The sequence below is a fragment of the Janthinobacterium sp. TND4EL3 genome (assembly GCF_900156175.1).
GTDB lineage: Bacteria > Pseudomonadota > Gammaproteobacteria > Burkholderiales > Burkholderiaceae_D > Janthinobacterium.
On record NZ_FTMV01000007.1, the window covers coordinates 98,513 to 116,630 of the forward strand.

Genomic DNA, 18,118 nt, shown 5'->3' on the forward strand with positions numbered 1-18,118 from the left:
CCGCATGAGCGACGCGGCGCCCGATGGCCAGGTGTTCAGCCGGTTGAAGCATAAAAATGAGCAAAGAAAGCATTCAGGAAGTCGTACAGAAAAGTCTAGAAGATTACTTCAATGACCTGGGCGAACAGCAAGCATCGAATATCTATGACATGGTCGTGCTGACCGTGGAAAAGCCCATCCTGGAAGTCGTGATGACACGCGCCGATGGCAACCAGTCGCATGCCGCGCAGATGCTGGGCATCAACCGCAATACCCTGCGCAAGAAATTGCAGGAGCACGGTTTGCTGTAATGCCGGCATGCAAGTGACGCCAAGATTTGAATCCGCCGCCGCCTCAGCCAGACGACTGAGCGGCGCCATTCGCCAAGAACACTTAACCACCTAGCCACAGCCATGATCAAACAAGCTCTCCTCTCCGTTTCCGACAAGACCGGCGTTCTCGAATTCGCCCGCGCCCTGTCCGCCCTCGGCGTCAACCTCCTGTCCACGGGCGGCACCGCCAAGTTGCTGGCAGACAACGGCGTTCCCGTCACGGAAGTTGCCGATTACACGGGTTTCCCGGAGATGCTCGATGGCCGTGTGAAGACCCTGCACCCGAAAGTGCATGGCGGTATCCTGGCGCGCCGCGATTTCCCTGAGCACATGTCGAAACTGGTCGAGCACGACATGCCGACCATCGACATGGTGGTGGTCAACCTGTACCCGTTCCAGGGCACGGTCGCCAAGGCCGATTGCACGCTGGAAGACGCGATCGAAAACATCGATATCGGCGGCCCGACCATGCTGCGTTCGGCGGCCAAGAACCACAAGGACGTGGTCGTCATCTGCGATCCGACCGACTACGACGCCGTGCTGGCGGAAATCCGCTCGGCCGACGGCAAGGCCGGCGACGTCAGCTATGACACCAAGTTCATGCTGGCGAAAAAAGTCTTTGCGCACACGGCGCAATACGATGGCGCCATCACCAACTACCTGACCAGCCTGGGCCCGACGAAAGTGCACGCCGAGCGCGGCGCCTATCCGCAAATCCTGAACGTTGCCTTTGAAAAAGTGCAAGACATGCGCTACGGTGAAAACCCGCACCAGAGCGCCGCCTTCTACCGCGACCTCGTCACCATCGATGGCGCACTGGCCAACTACCGCCAGCTGCAGGGCAAGGAATTGTCGTACAACAACATCGCCGATGCCGATGCGGCCTGGGAATGCGTGAAGAGCATGGGCGGTTTCGAGCAAAGCGCTGCCTGCGTCATCGTCAAGCATGCGAACCCATGCGGCGTCGCGCTGGGCAAGAATGCGGCCGAAGCGTATGCGCGCGCCCTGCAGACGGACCCGACCTCGGCATTCGGCGGCATCATCGCGTTTAATACCGAACTGGACGGCGCCACCGCCGGCGAAATCGCCAAGCTCTTCGTCGAAGTGCTGATCGCCCCATCGTTCTCCGCCGAAGCGAAACAAATTCTGTCGAGCAAACAAAACGTGCGCATGCTGGAAATTCCGCTGGGCAATGGCGTCAACGCCATGGACTTCAAGCGTGTCGGCGGCGGTCTGCTGGTGCAATCGCCGGATGCGAAAAACGTCGGCATCGGCGACTTGCGCGTCGTCAGCAAGCTGCAGCCGACGCCGCAGCAATTGTCGGACCTGATGTTCGCCTGGAAAGTGGCGAAATTCGTCAAGTCGAACGCCATCGTCTTCTGCGGCAATAACATGACCCTGGGCGTGGGCGCAGGCCAGATGAGCCGTATCGACTCGGCCCGCATCGCCTCGATCAAGGCGCAAAACGCGGGCCTGTCGCTGGCGGGCTCCGTCGTGGCGTCGGACGCCTTCTTCCCGTTCCGCGACGGCCTTGACGTCGTCGTCGACGCGGGCGCGACCTGCGTCATCCACCCGGGCGGCTCCATGCGCGACCAGGAAGTGATCGATGCGGCGGACGAGCGCGGCGTGGTCATGTTGTATACCGGAACGCGTCACTTCCGTCATTAAGAAGGCGGTCTAAACCTACGGCGCGGCGCGGGGCGCGGCCTGCGATGCTCACTGTGCTACAGCACAGTTGCGCTTCTCGGCCACGCCGCATCGCCGCTCGCTACGGTTTATCCCACCTTCCTTAAGTGTGACAAAACGGCAGGCACCGGTTATTCACCGGTGCCTGCCGTATTCATTATAGAATCTGGCGATGATTATTCTTGGCATCGATCCTGGCCTGCGTACGACCGGCTTTGGGGTCATTGAAAAACACGGCAACAAGCTGCGCTATATCGCGTCGGGGACCGTCAAGACGGGTTCCGAAGGGGAATTGCCGCCGCGCCTGAAGATCATCCTGCAGGGCGTGAGCGAGATCGTCGGCACTTACCAGCCCGATTGCGCGGCCATCGAAAAAGTGTTTGTCAACGTCAATCCCCAATCGACCTTGCTGCTGGGCCAGGCGCGCGGCGCGGCCATTTGCGCACTCGTCAATTCTGACCTGTCGGTGGCCGAATACACGGCCCTGCAAGTGAAACAGGCCGTCACGGGCCACGGCAAGGCGGCCAAGGAGCAGGTGCAGGAGATGGTTTCCCGGCTGCTGTCCTTGCCCGGCTTGCCGGGCACGGATGCGGCCGATGCCCTGGGCGTGGCCATTTGCCACGCCAACAGCGTCGATGCGCTGGCCATGCTCGGTGCGCTGGCACCCCAGCTGCAGGGCTTGCGCATGAAGCGCGGCCGTTTAGTAGGTTAACTGCGGCATGGCCCTCATAATCCATAAAAACCACGATACACAACATTAGGAACACGCGATGATAGGCCGTCTCTCCGGTATTTTGCTCGAAAAAAATCCGCCACAATTGCTGGTCGATTGCCAGGGCGTCGGCTATGAAGTCGACGTGCCGATGAGCACCTTTTACAACTTGCCCCACGTGGGCGAAAAAGTCGTGCTGTTCACGCACCAGGCCATCCGCGAAGATGCGCACCTGCTGTTTGGCTTCGGCAATGCGGCCGAGCGGGCCGTGTTCCGCCAGTTGATCAAGATCACGGGCGTGGGCGCGCGCATGGCCCTGTCGATTCTCTCGGGCATGACGATTGCCGACCTGGCGCAGGCCATCACGCTGCAGGATTCGGGCCGCCTCGTGAAAGTCCCGGGCATCGGCAAGAAGACGGCGGAACGGCTGCTGCTGGAATTGAAGGGCAAGATCGGAGCGGATCTTGGTCCGCTGGGCGCGCACGCGGCGCCCGATGCCCAGTCGGACATCCTCAACGCGCTGGTCGCGCTCGGTTACTCGGACAAGGAAGCGCTGGCCGCCGTGAAAAACGTGCCGGCCGGCAGTGGTGTGTCGGACGGCATCAAACTGGCGCTGAAAGCGCTGTCGAAAGGCTGATAGGGCATGAGCATCCAGACCGACAGCTTCACGGAACAGCGCATCATCGACGCGGCGCCCATCTCGCACAATGAAGAGGCGATCGAACGGGCCTTGCGGCCCAAGCAGCTCGACGAGTACGTGGGGCAGGAAAAGATCCGCGACCAGCTGGAAATCTTCATCACGGCCGCGCGCCAGCGCAAGGAAGCGCTCGACCACACCTTGCTGTTCGGCCCGCCGGGCCTGGGCAAGACGACCCTGGCGCACATCATCGCCCGCGAAATGGGCGTCAATCTGCGCCAGACGTCCGGCCCCGTGCTGGAGCGCCCGGGCGACCTGGCGGCGATTTTGACGAACCTGGAAGCGAACGACGTCCTGTTCATCGATGAAATCCACCGGCTGTCGCCCGTCGTCGAGGAAATCCTGTATCCGGCCCTTGAGGATTATCAAATCGATATCATGATCGGCGAAGGCCCGGCCGCCCGCTCCGTCAAACTCGATCTGCAGCCGTTTACATTAGTGGGCGCCACCACGCGCGCCGGCATGCTGACCAACCCGCTGCGCGACCGCTTCGGCATCGTCGCGCGCCTCGAGTTCTATAACACGGGCGAACTGACGAAGATCGTCACGCGCAGCGCCGCCTTGCTGAAGGCGCCCATCGACCCGGAAGGCGCGATTGAGATCGCCCAGCGCGCGCGCGGCACGCCGCGCATCGCCAACCGCCTGCTGCGCCGCGTGCGCGATTTCGCCGAGGTCAAAAGCAATGGCGACATCACCAAGGTGGTGGCCGACCGTGCGCTGGCCATGCTCGACGTCGATTCCGCCGGTTTCGACGTGATGGACCGTAAATTGCTCGAAGCCGTGCTGTTCAAGTTCGGCGGCGGCCCCGTCGGCATCGGCAACCTGGCGGCCGCCATCGGCGAAGCGGCCGACACCATCGAAGACGTGCTGGAACCTTACCTGATACAGCAAGGTTTCTTGCAGCGCACGCCGCGCGGCCGTGTCGCCACGCCGGCCGCCTACCTGCACTTCGGCGTCAGCGCGCCGCGCATGGGCCCGGGCGGCGAAGCGTGGGAACTGTGATGGCGGACGAGGGAAGGCCGGGCATGCCGGGCATGCAGATCTGGATCGACGCCGATGCCTGTCCCGTTGTCATCAAGGACATTTTGTACCGCGTGGCCGACCGCCTGGAGCTGCCGCTCACCCTGGTGGCGAACCAGGGCTTGCGCGTGCCGCCGTCGCGCTTCATCCGTACCGTGCAAGTGCCATCCGGTGCCGACGTGGCCGACCAGGAAATCGTGCGGCTGCTCAATCCCGGCGACCTCGTCATCACGGGCGACATCCCGCTGGCGTTCGACGTGCTGGCCAAGGGCGGTTTTGCGCTGAACCCGCGCGGCGAGTTTTATACGAAAGACAATATCGCCCAGCAACTGACGATGCGCGCCTTCATGGAAGAATTGCGCAGCGGCGGCGTGGACACGGGCGGCCCGGCCGCCTTCAGCCAGTCCGACCGGCAACAGTTCGCCAACAGCCTGGACCGGCATCTGAGCAAGCATCACCGCAGGCCGGCAGCGCCGCAGACGTAAAAAAACCGGCGCAAGCCGGTTTTTTGTGCGCGTCAAACTTAACGCATGACTTTTCTCGTGCCCACGACTTCCACCGTCACGCGGCGGTTCTTGGCGCGCCCGGCGGCGCTCGTGTTGTCGGCCACGGGCTGGGTTTCTCCCTTGCCTTCCGTGTAGATACGGTTCGTTTCCACGCCTTGCGCCACCAGGTAAGCCTTGACGGCTTCGGCGCGGCGCAAGGAAAGCTTCTGGTTGTAGGCATCCGGACCGACGGCATCCGTATGGCCGACCGTGACGATCACTTCCAGGTCCATGCCGTTCAACTGGCCCAGCAACTGGTCCAGCGCCGCCTTGCCTTGCGGCTTGAGCGTGGATTGATCGAAATCAAACAGCGCTTCGGAAGCAAACGACACTTTTTCCGACACGGGGGCCGGCGCCGGCTTGGCTTCGATCAAGGGCGGCGCCATCGTGACGACGGGCGCGACCTCGGGCGCCGGCTGGTAGGCGGGCGTGGCGCTGGCCGGGCGGCCCAGTTTATACACGAGGCTGACGGAATACAGGTCGGCGTCGCCGCGGTTGCCGACGGCATCGTTCACGCGGTAGCGCTCGACTTCGCCGCGCAGGGCCAGCGCTTCGCTGAACTTGTATTCGAGGCCCAGGCCCAGCTTGGCATTGAGCTTGCGCTCGCTGGCATGCGTGTTCGTCGAACCGAGCAGGCGGTTGCCGCTGAATTCCGTGTTGGTCTTGGTGTAGTGCATGCCGACACGGCCCAGCAGGGACAAACGCTGCGACAGCGGCAGCTGGCCCAGCAGGTCCAGGTTCACGCCGCGAAAGCCCGCTTGCCCGTTGAGCACGCCGTTGCCGCTGGTGGTGGACTGGAAATCGAACTTGCCCAGGTCAAAGTAACCGGCTTCCACGGCGACATACTGGTTCAGTTGCCGGCCAACAAACAATTTATAGCCGGTGTCGCGCTGGTCCTTGCTGAAACCGGTGACCGTCTCCCCGTTGGCGGCCAGGCTGGCGCGCAGGCGCGGCTCGTCGATATTGGCGCGCGACTGGCCCACGCCGGCGCCGATGTACCAGGCGCTGCTGGCCCAGTCCGGATTGATGAAGGTGTTGTCCTGCGCCTGCGCCGGGTTCGCTGCCAGCAGCGAGGCCGTCATCACGCCCAGGGCGCCCAGTGTGTGTGCGATCGTCATGGTCATGTCCCGTTTATTTGGTGATCTGGTTGTTGCGCAGGGTAACGGCGGCAGCCGTCAGCACGCGGCCATTGAGCAGGGTCGTATTGTCGCCCACCGTGATGGCGGCCGACTGGCCCAGGATATTGCCCTTGAAGACGCTGTTGGCGGCCAGGGTGGTGGGGCCGACGGGCAGCCAGCTGACGTTGTCGGCCGTGGCGCCATTATTCAGGGCAACCACCGAATTGACGGTCGAATCGAGCGTCAATGCCGTGCGGAAGATGTACACGCCGGGACCGTTCAGGGTCAGCGTGCCCGTGATGCTGATGGCGCCCGCATAGCAATACACGCCGGGGCCGAAGGTCTGGCCGCCCAGGTCGATGCCGCCGGCAAAGCTGACGTCGCAGCTGCGGCTATTGCCGTCCGTGATCGCTGCTTGCAGGTCCGTCATGGCGCCGGCCAGGATGGCGCCCGACTTGTAGTTGGTGAAACCGGCCGCCTGGGTCGGATCGACCGTTTGCGAGGGCGCACCGACGTCGCCCGTGATCAGGGTGGTGCCGCCCGAATTGTTGGTGATCGAGGTGCCTGCCAGCACGCCGAACGGCGCCGCGCGGCCCAGATTGATGGAATTGAACAGCGGTGGAATGGCCACTGCCGTCACGGTCAGCAGCGCGCTGCCCGACTGGCCGCCAGCCGTGGCCGTGATGCTGCTGGTGCCGGCGGCAACACCGGTGGCGATACCCGTGTTCAGTACGGTGGCGTTGGCGATGGTGGCCGAGGTCCAGTTGGCGCTGTTGGTGATGATGGCGTTCGAGCTGTCCGAATACGTTGCCGTGGCGACGAATTGCTGCTGGGCACCAACGGCGACGCTGGCGGTGGCCGGCGTGACGGCGATGCTGACCACGGTGGCGGCAGGCACGGTGACGGTGGTGCTGGCTGTCTTGCCGTTGAAGTTCGCGTTCATGACGCTGCTGCCAAAGGCAATGCCGGTGACGCGGCCACCGCTGGCGACCGTGGCTGCCGCTGGCGTGACTGACACGAAGGTGCTGCCGGCAGTGACGTCAACGCTGCTGCCATCCGAATACGCGGCAAGGACGGCCAGCTGGCGCGTGGCGGCCACTGGCACGATGGGGTTTTGCGGCGTGACGGTGATCGACAGCAAGGTGGCCGGGTTGACGGTCAAGAGCGTACTGGCCGTGAGCGTGCCCGTGGTGGCAGTGATCTGTGTCGTGCCGGCAACTTTGCCCAGCGCCAGTCCACCCGCGGCGATGCTGGCCGTGGCGGGGCTGGCGGAGGCGAAGGCCGATACGGCCGTGACGTCGCGCGTGGCGCCGTCGCTGAAGCTGCCCGTCACCGCAAATTGCTGCGTGGCGCCGATGGCGATCGATGGCGCGAGCGGCGAGATGGCGATGGCCGTGAGTGTGGCCGGCGAGACAGTCAGCTGGGCCGCCGCGCTCTTGCCGCCGAACGCGGCGCTGATGTTGCTGTTGCCGGCGGCGATGCCGGTGCTCAGGCCCGTGCCCGCATTGACTGTCGCGGTCGCGGGCGTGGCCGATGTCCAGGCCGCCTTGGCGCTGACGTCTTGCGAAGAACCGTCGCTATACGTGGCGATGGCCGTGAATTGCTGGCCGGCGCCGATGGCGACCGTGGCCGTGGCTGGCGTGACGGCCAGGCTGGACAAGGTGGCGCCCGGCAAGCCGAGGATGGGATCGCGTCCCTGGTCGCCGCCGCCGCAACCGGCCAGGATGGCCATGGCCAGCAAACCGGCCGGGAAGAGCAGCGGGCTCAAAAATCGCTTGAAGAGTGTCATATGGTTCCTTTGTGCATGGCAGTCATTGCCGGGCATCCGCGGATGAGGTCATCCGGCAGAGCCATGCCGCCCTTCGCTACAGGCGATGGCGTCACAGACATGCACTATTTCATTTAGGAAACTTCAAGTATGTTCGGTGGCGCGCATAGGCTGTCTTTGGCAGCTAATTGGCGCAAACGCGAGCGATTCGGCCTGGAAAACAACGGCCGTGTGCGGAAAACAGACACAAAAAAGCCGGCGCAGGGCCGGCTTCGACAGGGCAGGGACGCGGTGCTTACTCTTCGCGCACCCACGTCTGCGAGCGGCCGAACATCGGCACGCCGATATAGCCGCGCACTTGCAGCTTGGTGCCGCCTTCAATCAGTTCGGCCTTGCTCTTGTAGGTCTTGCCATTGGCCGGGTCCATGATTTCGCCGCCCGTCCATTCCTTGCCGTCATATTTCAGGCCGGACAGGATCACCAGGCCGATGATGGGCTGGTCCTTGTTGGCGCCCGTGCACTTGTCGCACTTGGGATTTTGATCTTCGTTCGGGCCGCGGAACAGCTTGTCGATCTTGCCTTGCAAGACACCGTTGCTTTCCGTGATGACGACGAGGGATTTCGGCTTGCCGCTGGCGTCGTCGATGGTTTTCCACGTGCCGACTGGGGTGAAGTTGCCGTCGCGCGCGGCGGCGCTGCCGGCGATGGCCAGGGCGGCCATCATGATGCTTGCGGTGACGCTGGTTTTCAATACAGTACGCATCGTTAGTCTCCTTTGGTTTTTTTTGATCGTGTCACGAACAGTTTATATACCAAGGCAAGACCAAGAGTGCTGCGCGGCGTCACGGGAACGCCGCGCAATCCTTCCAAACTTGCCTTATGCGCTGGCTAGTTTAGCAAACTGTTCGCGCAGTTTTTCAATTGTCGCCGAAAAACTGAGCAAGCGCTCGTTTTCTTGCGCAACGATGGCAGCCGGGGCGCGCGCGACGAAGCTTTCGTTGCCTAATTTGCTATTGACTTTGGCAATTTCCGCTTCGATGCGGGCGATTTCCTTGCCCAGGCGCTCACGTTCGGCCGCCACGTCGATCTCCACTTTCAGCATCAGCTTGGTGGTGCCGACGATGGCGACGGCCGCTGGCGAGTCCGGCAGCGCATCGACGATCTGCACGTCGGCCAGCTTGCCCAGCGACTGGATGTACGGTGCGTACGAGGCCAGCGCGGCCTTTTCCGTGGCATTGCCCGCTTCGACGATCAGCGGCACGCGCACGGAAGGCGAGATCTGCATTTCGCCGCGCAGGTTGCGCGTCGCGTCCGTCAAGGCCTTCAGCTGCTGCATCCACGCTTCGGCCGATTCGTCGATCTTGTCCGTGTTGGCGATCGGATACGGCTGCATCATGATCGAATCACCTTCCACCTTGAGCGTCTTGCCGGCTAAAGGCGCCACCGTTTGCCACAGGGCTTCCGTGACAAACGGGATGATAGGATGGGCCAGGCGCAGCACCACTTCCAGCACGCGCAGCAGGGTGTGGCGGGTGGCGCGCTGCTGGCCTTCCGTGCCCTGCTGCACTTGCACCTTGGCTACTTCCAGGTACCAGTCGCAATACTCGTCCCAGACGAATTTGTAGATGGTGGCGGCGATATTGTCGAAACGGAAGTCTTCGAAGCCCTTGGCCACGTCCAGCTCCGCCTTTTGCAGCAGCGAGATGATCCACTTGTCCGCTTGCGACAGATCAACGTCGTTGGCCGTGCAATCCTTGCCTTCCGTATTCATCATGACGAAACGGGTGGCGTTCCACATCTTGTTGCAGAAGTTGCGGTAGCCTTCGCAGCGGCCCAGGTCGAAGTTGATGTTGCGGCCCAAGGACGCATAGCTGGCCATGGTGAAGCGCACGGCGTCCGTGCCGTAGGCGGAAATGCCTTCCGGGAATTCCTTGCGCGTCGCCTTGGTGATCTTTTCCGCGTCGCGCGGGTTCATCAGGCCCGTGGTGCGCTTGACGATCAAGCCTTCCAGGTCGATGCCGTCGATCAGGTCGATCGGGTCCAGCGTGTTGCCCTTCGACTTGGACATCTTCTGCCCCGTCGAATCGCGCACGAGGCCGTGCACGTAGACGGTTTCAAACGGTACCTTGCCCGTGAAGTGCGCCGTCATCATGACCATGCGCGCGACCCAGAAGAAGATGATGTCGAAACCCGTCACCAGCACGGACGAGGGCAGGAAGGCCTTCATGTCCGTGGTTTCTTCAGGCCAACCCATCGTCGAGAACGGCACCAGGGCGGACGAGAACCACGTGTCGAGCACGTCGTCGTCGCGTTTCAGAGGGCCCGTGCTGCCGGCGGCCTGCGCCTTGGCTTCCGCTTCGGCTTGCGTTTTCGCAACAAAGATATTGCCCTTGTCGTCGTACCAGGCCGGGATCTGATGGCCCCACCACAGCTGGCGCGAGATGCACCAGTCCTGGATGTTGTTGAGCCACTGGTTGTAGGTGGTGCTCCAGTTTTCCGGCACGAACTTGATTTCGCCGCTGGCGACCTTGTCCAGCGCCGTTTCCGCGATCGACTTGCCGGGGAAGAAAGTGCCTTCCGGGGCCGGTTTGCTCATGGCGACGAACCACTGGTCCGTCAGCATCGGCTCGATGACGACGCCCGTGCGGTCGCCGCGCGGCACCATCAGCTTGTGCGGCTTGACCTGTTCCAGCAAGCCTTGCGCGTCGAGGTCGGCGACGATCTGCTTGCGCGCGGCGAAGCGGTCCATGCCGCGATACGCTGCGGGCGCGTCGTCCGTGATCTTCGCGTCCAGGGTCAGGATGACGATCTGCGCCAGTTTGTGGCGCTGGCCGACGGCGTAATCGTTCATGTCATGCGCGGGGGTAATCTTCACGCAACCGGTGCCGAATTCCTTGTCGACGTATTCGTCGGCGATGATGGGGATTTCGCGGTCGGTCAATGGCAGTTTGAGCATCTTGCCCACCAGCGCCGTGTAGCGCTCGTCCGTCGGATCGACGGCCACGGCCACGTCGCCCAGCATGGTTTCAGGACGCGTGGTGGCCACCGTCAGGAAACCGCTGCCGTCGGCCAGCGGGTATTTGATGTACCACATGGAACCGTCTTCTTCTTCGGACACCACTTCCAGGTCGGACACGGCCGTGCCCAGCACGGGGTCCCAGTTCACCAGGCGCTTGCCGCGGTAGATCAGGCCCTGTTCGAACAGGCGCACGAAGACGTCGGTGACCACTTTCGAGCGCGGCTCATCCATCGTGAAGTATTCGCGCTGCCAGTCGGCCGAGGCGCCCAGGCGGCGCATCTGGCCGGTGATGATGGAACCGGATTTTTCTTTCCATTCCCACACTTTTTCCACGAATTTCTCGCGGCCCAGGTCATGGCGCGAAATCTTTTGCGCGTCCAGCTGGCGCTGCACGACGATTTGCGTGGCGATGCCCGCGTGGTCGGTGCCCGGTATCCAGGCCGTGTTGTGGCCCAGCATGCGGTGGTAGCGGGTCAGGCCATCCATGATGGTCTGGTTGAACGCATGGCCCATGTGCAGGGTGCCGGTGACGTTCGGCGGCGGCAACTGGATGCTGAAGGAAGGTTTTCCGGCATCGAGGGTGGCGCTAAAGTAACCGCGCTGCTCCCACTCGGTGCGCCAGAATTGTTCAATGTCGGCGGGCTCGAAAGACTTGGCTAATTCCATGATTTGGCGTGTGATTGGCAAAAGGAACCATTATAGATGACGCGGCATCGCCTGCAGCGTCGCAACAGGCCTTTTTCAGTGTTTTGGCGGCCTGGCGGGCCACGAACTAACAACAGAAGGCGCAATAAAACGGGGCTGAAAGGGTGGCCGATGCTATAATGCCGGCCTCGGCGCCTCCTGCCCCATCCTTGCGGACGGCGCCAGCAGACGCGGTTGTATTAAAGTTTCATATCCAGCACTCGTCCGCGTCTCAAGGCCAGCGCATCAGCGATGCCAGCCACTTTCAGTGCGTCCCCTCCGGGCCGGGCGCCTGAGCCACGCGCACCGCCAGCGGTGCACCATTCACGGCGGAATCAAAGCGGAGCCCCATTGCTCGCTGCCGCCACAGCTTAGCCAGGATCTGTTGTCCGGCGCGTCGTCTTTTGATACGGCACACCCCGCATGGCGCCTTGCCGCCTGTGGCCTTGCCGTGGCCGCTGCTTTCCTGGTTTCGCTTTTACAAGGAAATCATCATGAAAAAAATCGCCATCGTTGCAGGTCTTGCCACCACCCTCGGCGCCTTGCCTGCCGCCCATGCCCAGTCGTCCGTCGATGTCTATGGGCTGATGGATGCGGGCCTGGTGCAGGAAGGCGGCGTCAGCAAGATCACCAGCGGCATCTCGGCCGGCTCGCGCCTGGGCTTGCGCGGCACGGAAGCGCTGGGCAATGGCTTGCAAGCCGTGTTCACCCTGGAAGCGGGCGTCCTGAGCGACACGGGCCGCTCCGACCAGGCAGGGCAATTGTTCGGCCGCCAGGCCTTTGTCGGCATCGACAGCCCGCTGGGCATGCTCACCGTGGGACGCCAGTACAATCTGCAAAGCCAGGCCCTGACGGACGTGGCCGACCCCTTCGAGGGCGGCTTCGCGGGCGCGGCGACCAACCTGGCCGGCTTTTCGGCCACGCGCATCGACAATACCGTGCGCTACACCTCGCCCGAACTGCGCGGCGTGACGGCCACCGTCATGTATGGTGCTGGCGAACACACGGGTATTGCGGCAGATCAACGTTCGCTGGGCCTGTCCCTGGGCTATGTCAACGGTCCCTTGACCCTGCGCCTGGCGCGCCAAAGCCGTGCCGGCGAGCCGGGCAAGGCTGACGCGAACAACACCATTCTGGCGGGCAACTACAACCTCGGCGTGGCCACGGCGTTTGCCGGCTATGGCCGCAACACGGGCGAGGGCAGTTCGATGTTCTTCGCGGAAAACCCGTATGGCGCGGCGCAGGCGCCCGCCGCTTCGACGGACAGCCGCGACGCCATCGTCGGCGTCTCCGTGCCGCTCGGCGCGACGACCTTGCTGGCCTCGTACGTGCGCAAGGATGACCGCGACGCGGCCAACCGCGATGCGCAGCAGCTGGCCATCGGCGCCACCTACGCCTTGTCCAAGCGCAGCAAGGTATATCTTGCCTACGCACACATCCGCAACCGCAACGACGCCGCCTACATGGTGGGCAACGCCACGGAAGCGGGTAGCGGTAACCGCGCCTTCAACATCGGCATGCGCCACGCTTTTTAAGCGGGCAGGAGTTGTCCCTGCAGTAATAGTTGCTCGAAGGCGGACGCGGCCAGCGGACGGCTGAACAGATAGCCCTGCATCTGGTCGCAGCCGTGCTGGCGCAGGAAGGCCAGCTGCTGCGCCGTTTCCACGCCTTCGGCAATCACCTTCAGGCGCAGGCTGTGCGCCAGCGAAATGATGGCGCGCACGATGGCCGCGTCGTCCATGCTGTGCGTGATGTCGCTGACGAAGGTCTTGTCGATTTTCAGCACGTCGATGGGGAAGTGGCGCAGGTAGGCCAGGCTGGAATAGCCGGTGCCGAAGTCGTCGATCGACAGTTGCACGCCCAGCGCCTTCAGATTGCCCATGATGGCCGTGGCTTGTTCCACGTCATGCATGACCATGCTTTCCGTCAATTCCAGTTCCAGATGGGCCGCTGCCAGCCCCGTCTCGGCCAGCGCCTGCGCCACCGCCTGCAGCAGGTTTTTTTGTTTGAATTGCCGCGCCGACAGGTTGACGGCCAGGCGCAGCGGGCCATGTCCGGCCAGTTGCCAGGCGCGTGCCTGTGCGCAGGCCGTGCGCAAGACCCAGTCGCCGATGGGCGTGATCAAGCCCATCTCTTCGGCCAGGCCGATGAAGCTGGCCGGTGGTATGCGCCCCAGCTGCGGATGCTGCCAGCGCAGCAGCGCTTCCATGCCCACGACCGCGCCGCTGGCCAGATCCAGCTGGGGCTGGTATTCGAGGTGGAACTGGCCGCGCGCCAGCGCGTGGCGCAATTCGCTTTCCAGTCCCAGCCGCTCCAGGGTGCCCGCATTCATGCCCGAGGCATAGAATTGCCAGTGGCCCCGTCCCTGCTCCTTGGCGCGGTACATGGCGATGTCGGCATGCTTGATCAGGGTGTCGGCATTCTGGCCATCGTCGGGATACACGGCCACGCCCATGCAGCAGCTGAGACAAAATTCATACTCGCCCAGTTGCAGCGGCTGCGCCACGGCGTCCTGGATGCGCTGCAGCATGGCGGCGCCCGGCTCGCCATTGCCGTGCTGGGGCAGCAGCAGCACGAATTCGTCGCCGCCGAGGCGCGCCACCGTGTCGACGTCGCGCGTGGCGTCGCGCAGGCGTTCGGCCACGTTCTTCAGCACCTGGTCGCCCGCATCGTGGCCCAGGGTATCGTTGACGAATTTAAAGCGGTCGAGATCGATGAACACCACCCACAGGGGCAGGGTGCTGCGGCGCGTCACGGCCATCGCCTGCTCCAGCCGTTCGCGCAGCAGGGCACGGTTGGCCAGGCCCGTGAGGATGTCGTGGCGCGACTGGAATTCCAGTTCCTGCTCGAAGCGCATGACGGTGCTGATGTCGTATTGCGCCACGACAAAGTGGCTCACGGGGCCATCGCCATCGTCGCGCACGGGCGCGACGAACAGCTCGCTCCAGTAGCAGCTGCCATCCTTGCGGAAATTGCGCACGATGGCCTTGCCCTCGCGCTGTTCGCGCAGGGCCGCCGTAATGGCGTGCATGTCCTGCCGCCCCTGCTCGGGGCCCTGCAAGTCTTCCAGGCGCTGGCCGATGACTTCGGCGGCAGCATAGCCGGTGATGCGCTCGAAAGCGGGATTGACGTATTCGATCAGGTGGCCGGGCGCATCGGCACTGCACAGGATGATGGCATTGGCCGACACTTCGATGATGCGCTCGCGCAAACGCAGCGATTTTTCATTGCGCATGCGCGCGGCGATATCCTCGGACAGGCGCAAATTGGCAAACTGCAAGGCTGCCGTGCGTTCGCCCGTGATGCGGGCAATCACGGAATTGCGCGATACCAGCTGGTACACATAGGCCGTGGCCAGCAGGCTCGACAGCAGTCCGCCCAGCAGCACATACAGCGAGCCGCGATGGTTGGCGTCCAGGCCCATGCCCTTGGCCGGCAGCAGGGCCGCACCCAGCGTGTGCCCGCTGGCCTGGTATTGCAGCAGCAGCCGGGTGCTTTCCGACTCGATCTGGCGCGCCGAGGCGTAGCACAGGCCCGTCAGGCACAGGCCGACGGCCAGGGTGATCAGGGCCGAGGTGGAGACGGAGATGGAGATACGTTTGAAGAATGATTGCATGATGGCGTCCGGTGGCAGCGCCGGCGCCGATCCGTGATCCGGCAGCCCTGGCAGTGATTGACTGTAGGGCGCGCGGTCGATGCACGTCCGTTCGCTGCCGAACGGACGTACATGCCAGCAAGAAATATAGTGGGGGTATTGTGCGGGCGCTGTGTTACGCTGCTGCATATGGCGCCCCTCGTTCGGACGTCTTTCATTTATCTCCCTAGCTGACGACTGGAAACCAGGAAAACTGCCCATGTCGAGTCCGCATGCCCAGCTGCACAACCCGAATCAAAACCATTTGCTCGCCGCCATGCTCGACGCCGATTTCGCGCGCCTGGCACCCCACCTGGAGCAAGTCTCCATGCTGCTCGGCGACGTGATCTACGACTCGGGCGACAAGCTGCAGCATGTGTACTTTCCCACCACGGCCATCGTTTCCATCCATTACCTGCTGGAAAACGGCGGCTCGTCCGAGATCGCCGGCGTCGGCAACGAGGGCATCGTGGGCGTGTCGCTGTTTATGGGCGGCAATTCGACGCCGAGCCGCGCCGTCGTGCAGACGGGCGGCGTCGGCTACCGGCTCAAGGCCCACCTGCTGATGGAAGAATTCGACCGCGCCGGTCCCGTCATGCGTTTGCTGCTGCGCTATACGCAAGCCTTGATCACGCAAATGTCGCAGACGGCCGTGTGCAACCGCCACCATACGGTGGAGCAACAATTGTGCCGCTGGCTGCTGCTGACCATGGACCGCCTGCCGAACCGCGAGCTGACGATGACGCAGGAACTGATCGCCAACATGCTGGGCGTGCGCCGCGAAGGCGTGACGGAAGCGGCGGGGCGCTTGCAGCAGCGCGGCCTCATCAGTTATCGGCGCGGCCATATCACCGTGCAGGACCGCGCCGGCCTCGAAGGCAATGTCTGCGAATGCTATGGCGTCGTCAAGAAGGAATTCGCGCGCCTGCTGTCGGACGTGCGCCAGCGCCAGGGCCGCTAAGCGCCGCATTTTCCTCCCTTTTATTGTTGTCCCAGCCCAGGCTACCCATGCACTCAGTTGAAAATAATCCTAACCGCGCCCCCTCGCGCTGGCCCATGGCATTGGCGTTCTCGTTCAGCGCCGTCGCCCTGCTGGCCGTCGGCGCGCTGGCCTGGCGCGCGCCGTTCGAGACGGCCTGCGTCATCGATGCACTGGTCTTCCTGCTGCTGATGCTGCTCGTGGCGCTGTACCGGCGCACGGTGGCGGCCAGCCTGCCGCGTCAGCTGCTCAAGGCGGGCGCCCTGCAGGACGCGATCTTCAACAGCGCCAATTTCTCGTGCATCGCCACCGATGCGCAGGGCGTGATCCAGATTTTCAACGTGGGCGCCGAACGCATGCTCGGCTACGCGGCCAGCGACGTGGTCGACAAGCTGACGCCGGCCGGTATTTCCGACGCGCAAGAAATCGTCACGCGCGCGGCCGCCCTCAGCGTCGAGCTCGACACGCCCATCACGCCGGGCGTGGAAGCGCTCGTGTTCAAGGCCATGCGCGGCATCGAAGACATTTATGAGCTGACCCACATTCGCAAGGATGGCAGCCGTTTCCCCGCCATCGTCTCCGTGACGGCCCTGCGCGACGCGCAGAGCAAGGTCATCGGCTATCTGCTGATCGGCACCGACAACACGGTGCGCAAGCAGGTCGAGGCGGAACAGGCGCTGCTGGACCAGCGCCTGCGCGAGCAGCAGGCATACACGCGTTCGCTGGTCGAGACCAATAATGTCGAGCTGAAGAAGGCGCGCCTGGTGGCGGAAAAGGCCAACCGCGCCAAGTCCGAATTCCTGTCGAGCATGAGCCATGAGTTGCGCACGCCCCTGAACGCGGTGCTGGGCTTTGCCCAGCTGATGGCGTCCGACGTGCCGCCGCCCAGCCCGCCGCAACAGCGCTCGATCGAGCAAATCCTCAAGGGCGGCTGGTATCTCTTGCGTTTGATCAATGAAATCCTCGACCTGGCCATGATCGAATCGGGCAAGGTCACCCTGTCGCAGGAAGCGATGTCGCTGCTCGACGTGCTGCAGGATTGCCAGGCGATGATCGCGCCGCAGGCGGAAAAGCGCGGCATCCGCATGCATTTCCCCCGCTGCGGCAAGGCCTTTTATGTGCATGCGGACCGCACGCGCGTGAAGCAGGTGATGATCAACCTGCTGTCGAACGCCATCAAGTACAACCAGGGCGGCGGCGCCGTCACCGTCGAATGCAGCCGGCATGGCGAGCGCGTGCGCGTGAGCGTGCGCGACAGCGGCGCCGGCCTCGACGCGGCCCAGGTGGCGCAGCTGTTCCAGCCGTTCAATCGCCTGGGACAGGAAAACAGCACGGAAGAGGGCACGGGCATCGGCCTCGTCGTCACCAAGCAACTGGTCGAATTGATGGGCGGCACCATCGGCGTCGACAGCGCCGTCGGCGTGGGCACCACCTTCTGGTTCGAGCTGGCCGCCAGCAGCGCGCCGGAACTGGTGCTGGGCGACGGCGACGCACTGCCGCAGGTGCAGGAACCGCAGGAAAGCCAGCGCACCTTGCTGTATGTGGAAGACAATCCCGCCAACCTGGCGCTGGTCGAGCAATTGATCGCCCGCCGCAGCGACTTGAAATTGCTCACGGCCATCGATGCGCACCTGGGCATCGACCTGGCGCGCACCTACCAGCCGGACGTGATCTTGATGGATATCAACCTGCCCGGCATCAGCGGCTACGGCGCGCTGCACATCCTGCATGATGATCCCCTCACCAGCCACATTCCCGTCATGGCCCTGTCGGCCAACGCCGTGCCGCGCGACATTGAAAAAGGCTTGCAGGCGGGCTTCTTCCGCTACCTGACCAAGCCGATCAAGGTCGTCGAGTTCATGGACGCGCTCGACGTGGCCCTGCACCATGCGGCGGCGCACGGCCTGGCCGACGACACTCACGCAATACGCTAATTCAGCACTCA

At 63.5% G+C, this 18,118-nt stretch carries 14 protein-coding genes; 9 read left to right on the plus strand and 5 right to left on the minus strand.

Annotated features, from left to right (window positions below; genetic code table 11):
• Positions 1-56: 56 nt before the first annotated feature.
• The 6 genes from BXA07_RS12875 to BXA07_RS12900 all read left to right on the plus strand — a co-directional run bounded on the left by BXA07_RS12875 (position 57) and on the right by BXA07_RS12900 (position 4,911).
• Entirely contained in the window at positions 57-290 is a 234-nt protein-coding gene (locus tag BXA07_RS12875; RefSeq protein ID WP_008445162.1) for a helix-turn-helix domain-containing protein, read from the plus strand.
• A 102-nt stretch (positions 291-392) separates the two neighbouring features.
• On the plus strand, positions 393-1,979 hold the full coding sequence (purH, locus tag BXA07_RS12880; RefSeq protein WP_076568312.1) for a bifunctional phosphoribosylaminoimidazolecarboxamide formyltransferase/IMP cyclohydrolase: 1,587 nt from the start codon (positions 393-395) through the stop codon (positions 1,977-1,979).
• Positions 1,980-2,169: 190 nt separating this feature from the next.
• Positions 2,170-2,709 carry a crossover junction endodeoxyribonuclease RuvC gene (gene ruvC, locus BXA07_RS12885; protein ID WP_076568313.1) on the plus strand — a complete coding sequence of 180 codons (540 nt, stop codon included), beginning with the start codon at positions 2,170-2,172 and terminating at the stop codon, positions 2,707-2,709.
• Positions 2,710-2,767: 58 nt separating this feature from the next.
• Entirely contained in the window at positions 2,768-3,346 is a 579-nt protein-coding gene (gene ruvA, locus BXA07_RS12890) for a Holliday junction branch migration protein RuvA (RefSeq protein WP_034784779.1), read from the plus strand.
• 6 nt (positions 3,347-3,352) lie between these two features.
• Positions 3,353-4,408: a Holliday junction branch migration DNA helicase RuvB gene (gene ruvB, locus BXA07_RS12895; RefSeq protein WP_076568314.1), complete on the plus strand. Its 1,056-nt coding sequence runs from the start codon at positions 3,353-3,355 to the stop codon at positions 4,406-4,408.
• Positions 4,409-4,440: 32 nt separating this feature from the next.
• Positions 4,441-4,911: a YaiI/YqxD family protein gene (locus BXA07_RS12900; protein ID WP_076568455.1), complete on the plus strand. Its 471-nt coding sequence runs from the start codon at positions 4,441-4,443 to the stop codon at positions 4,909-4,911.
• A gap of 38 nt (positions 4,912-4,949) precedes the next feature.
• On the opposite strand, the gene BXA07_RS12905 is transcribed toward BXA07_RS12900, so the two are convergent.
• The 4 genes from BXA07_RS12905 to BXA07_RS12920 all read right to left on the minus strand — a co-directional run bounded on the left by BXA07_RS12905 (position 4,950) and on the right by BXA07_RS12920 (position 11,542).
• On the minus strand, positions 4,950-6,089 hold the full coding sequence (locus BXA07_RS12905; RefSeq protein ID WP_076568456.1) for an OmpA family protein: 1,140 nt from the start codon (positions 6,087-6,089) through the stop codon (positions 4,950-4,952).
• Positions 6,090-6,102: 13 nt separating this feature from the next.
• Complete coding sequence (locus BXA07_RS12910; RefSeq protein WP_076568315.1) at positions 6,103-7,878, minus strand: Ig-like domain-containing protein; 1,776 nt, start codon at positions 7,876-7,878, stop codon at positions 6,103-6,105.
• A 274-nt stretch (positions 7,879-8,152) separates the two neighbouring features.
• Positions 8,153-8,620: a DUF2147 domain-containing protein gene (locus BXA07_RS12915; RefSeq protein WP_076568316.1), complete on the minus strand. Its 468-nt coding sequence runs from the start codon at positions 8,618-8,620 to the stop codon at positions 8,153-8,155.
• Between the two features lie 114 nt (positions 8,621-8,734).
• A complete protein-coding gene (locus tag BXA07_RS12920) occupies positions 8,735-11,542 on the minus strand; it encodes a valine--tRNA ligase (protein ID WP_076568317.1) in 2,808 nt (935 codons plus the stop codon).
• A gap of 512 nt (positions 11,543-12,054) precedes the next feature.
• On the opposite strand from BXA07_RS12920, the gene BXA07_RS12925 reads away from it, so the two are divergent.
• Positions 12,055-13,095: a porin gene (locus BXA07_RS12925; RefSeq protein ID WP_076568457.1), complete on the plus strand. Its 1,041-nt coding sequence runs from the start codon at positions 12,055-12,057 to the stop codon at positions 13,093-13,095.
• On the opposite strand, the gene BXA07_RS12930 is transcribed toward BXA07_RS12925, so the two are convergent.
• Positions 13,092-15,176: a putative bifunctional diguanylate cyclase/phosphodiesterase gene (locus BXA07_RS12930; RefSeq protein WP_244556262.1), complete on the minus strand. Its 2,085-nt coding sequence runs from the start codon at positions 15,174-15,176 to the stop codon at positions 13,092-13,094. The genes BXA07_RS12925 and BXA07_RS12930 overlap by 4 nt on opposite strands.
• Before the next feature lie 238 nt (positions 15,177-15,414).
• On the opposite strand from BXA07_RS12930, the gene BXA07_RS12935 reads away from it, so the two are divergent.
• Positions 15,415-16,155, plus strand: coding sequence for a Crp/Fnr family transcriptional regulator (locus BXA07_RS12935; RefSeq protein ID WP_076568319.1), 741 nt, complete (start codon positions 15,415-15,417; stop codon positions 16,153-16,155).
• Positions 16,156-16,202: 47 nt separating this feature from the next.
• On the plus strand, positions 16,203-18,107 hold the full coding sequence (locus BXA07_RS12940) for a hybrid sensor histidine kinase/response regulator (protein ID WP_244556263.1): 1,905 nt from the start codon (positions 16,203-16,205) through the stop codon (positions 18,105-18,107).
• Positions 18,108-18,118 lie beyond the last annotated feature (11 nt).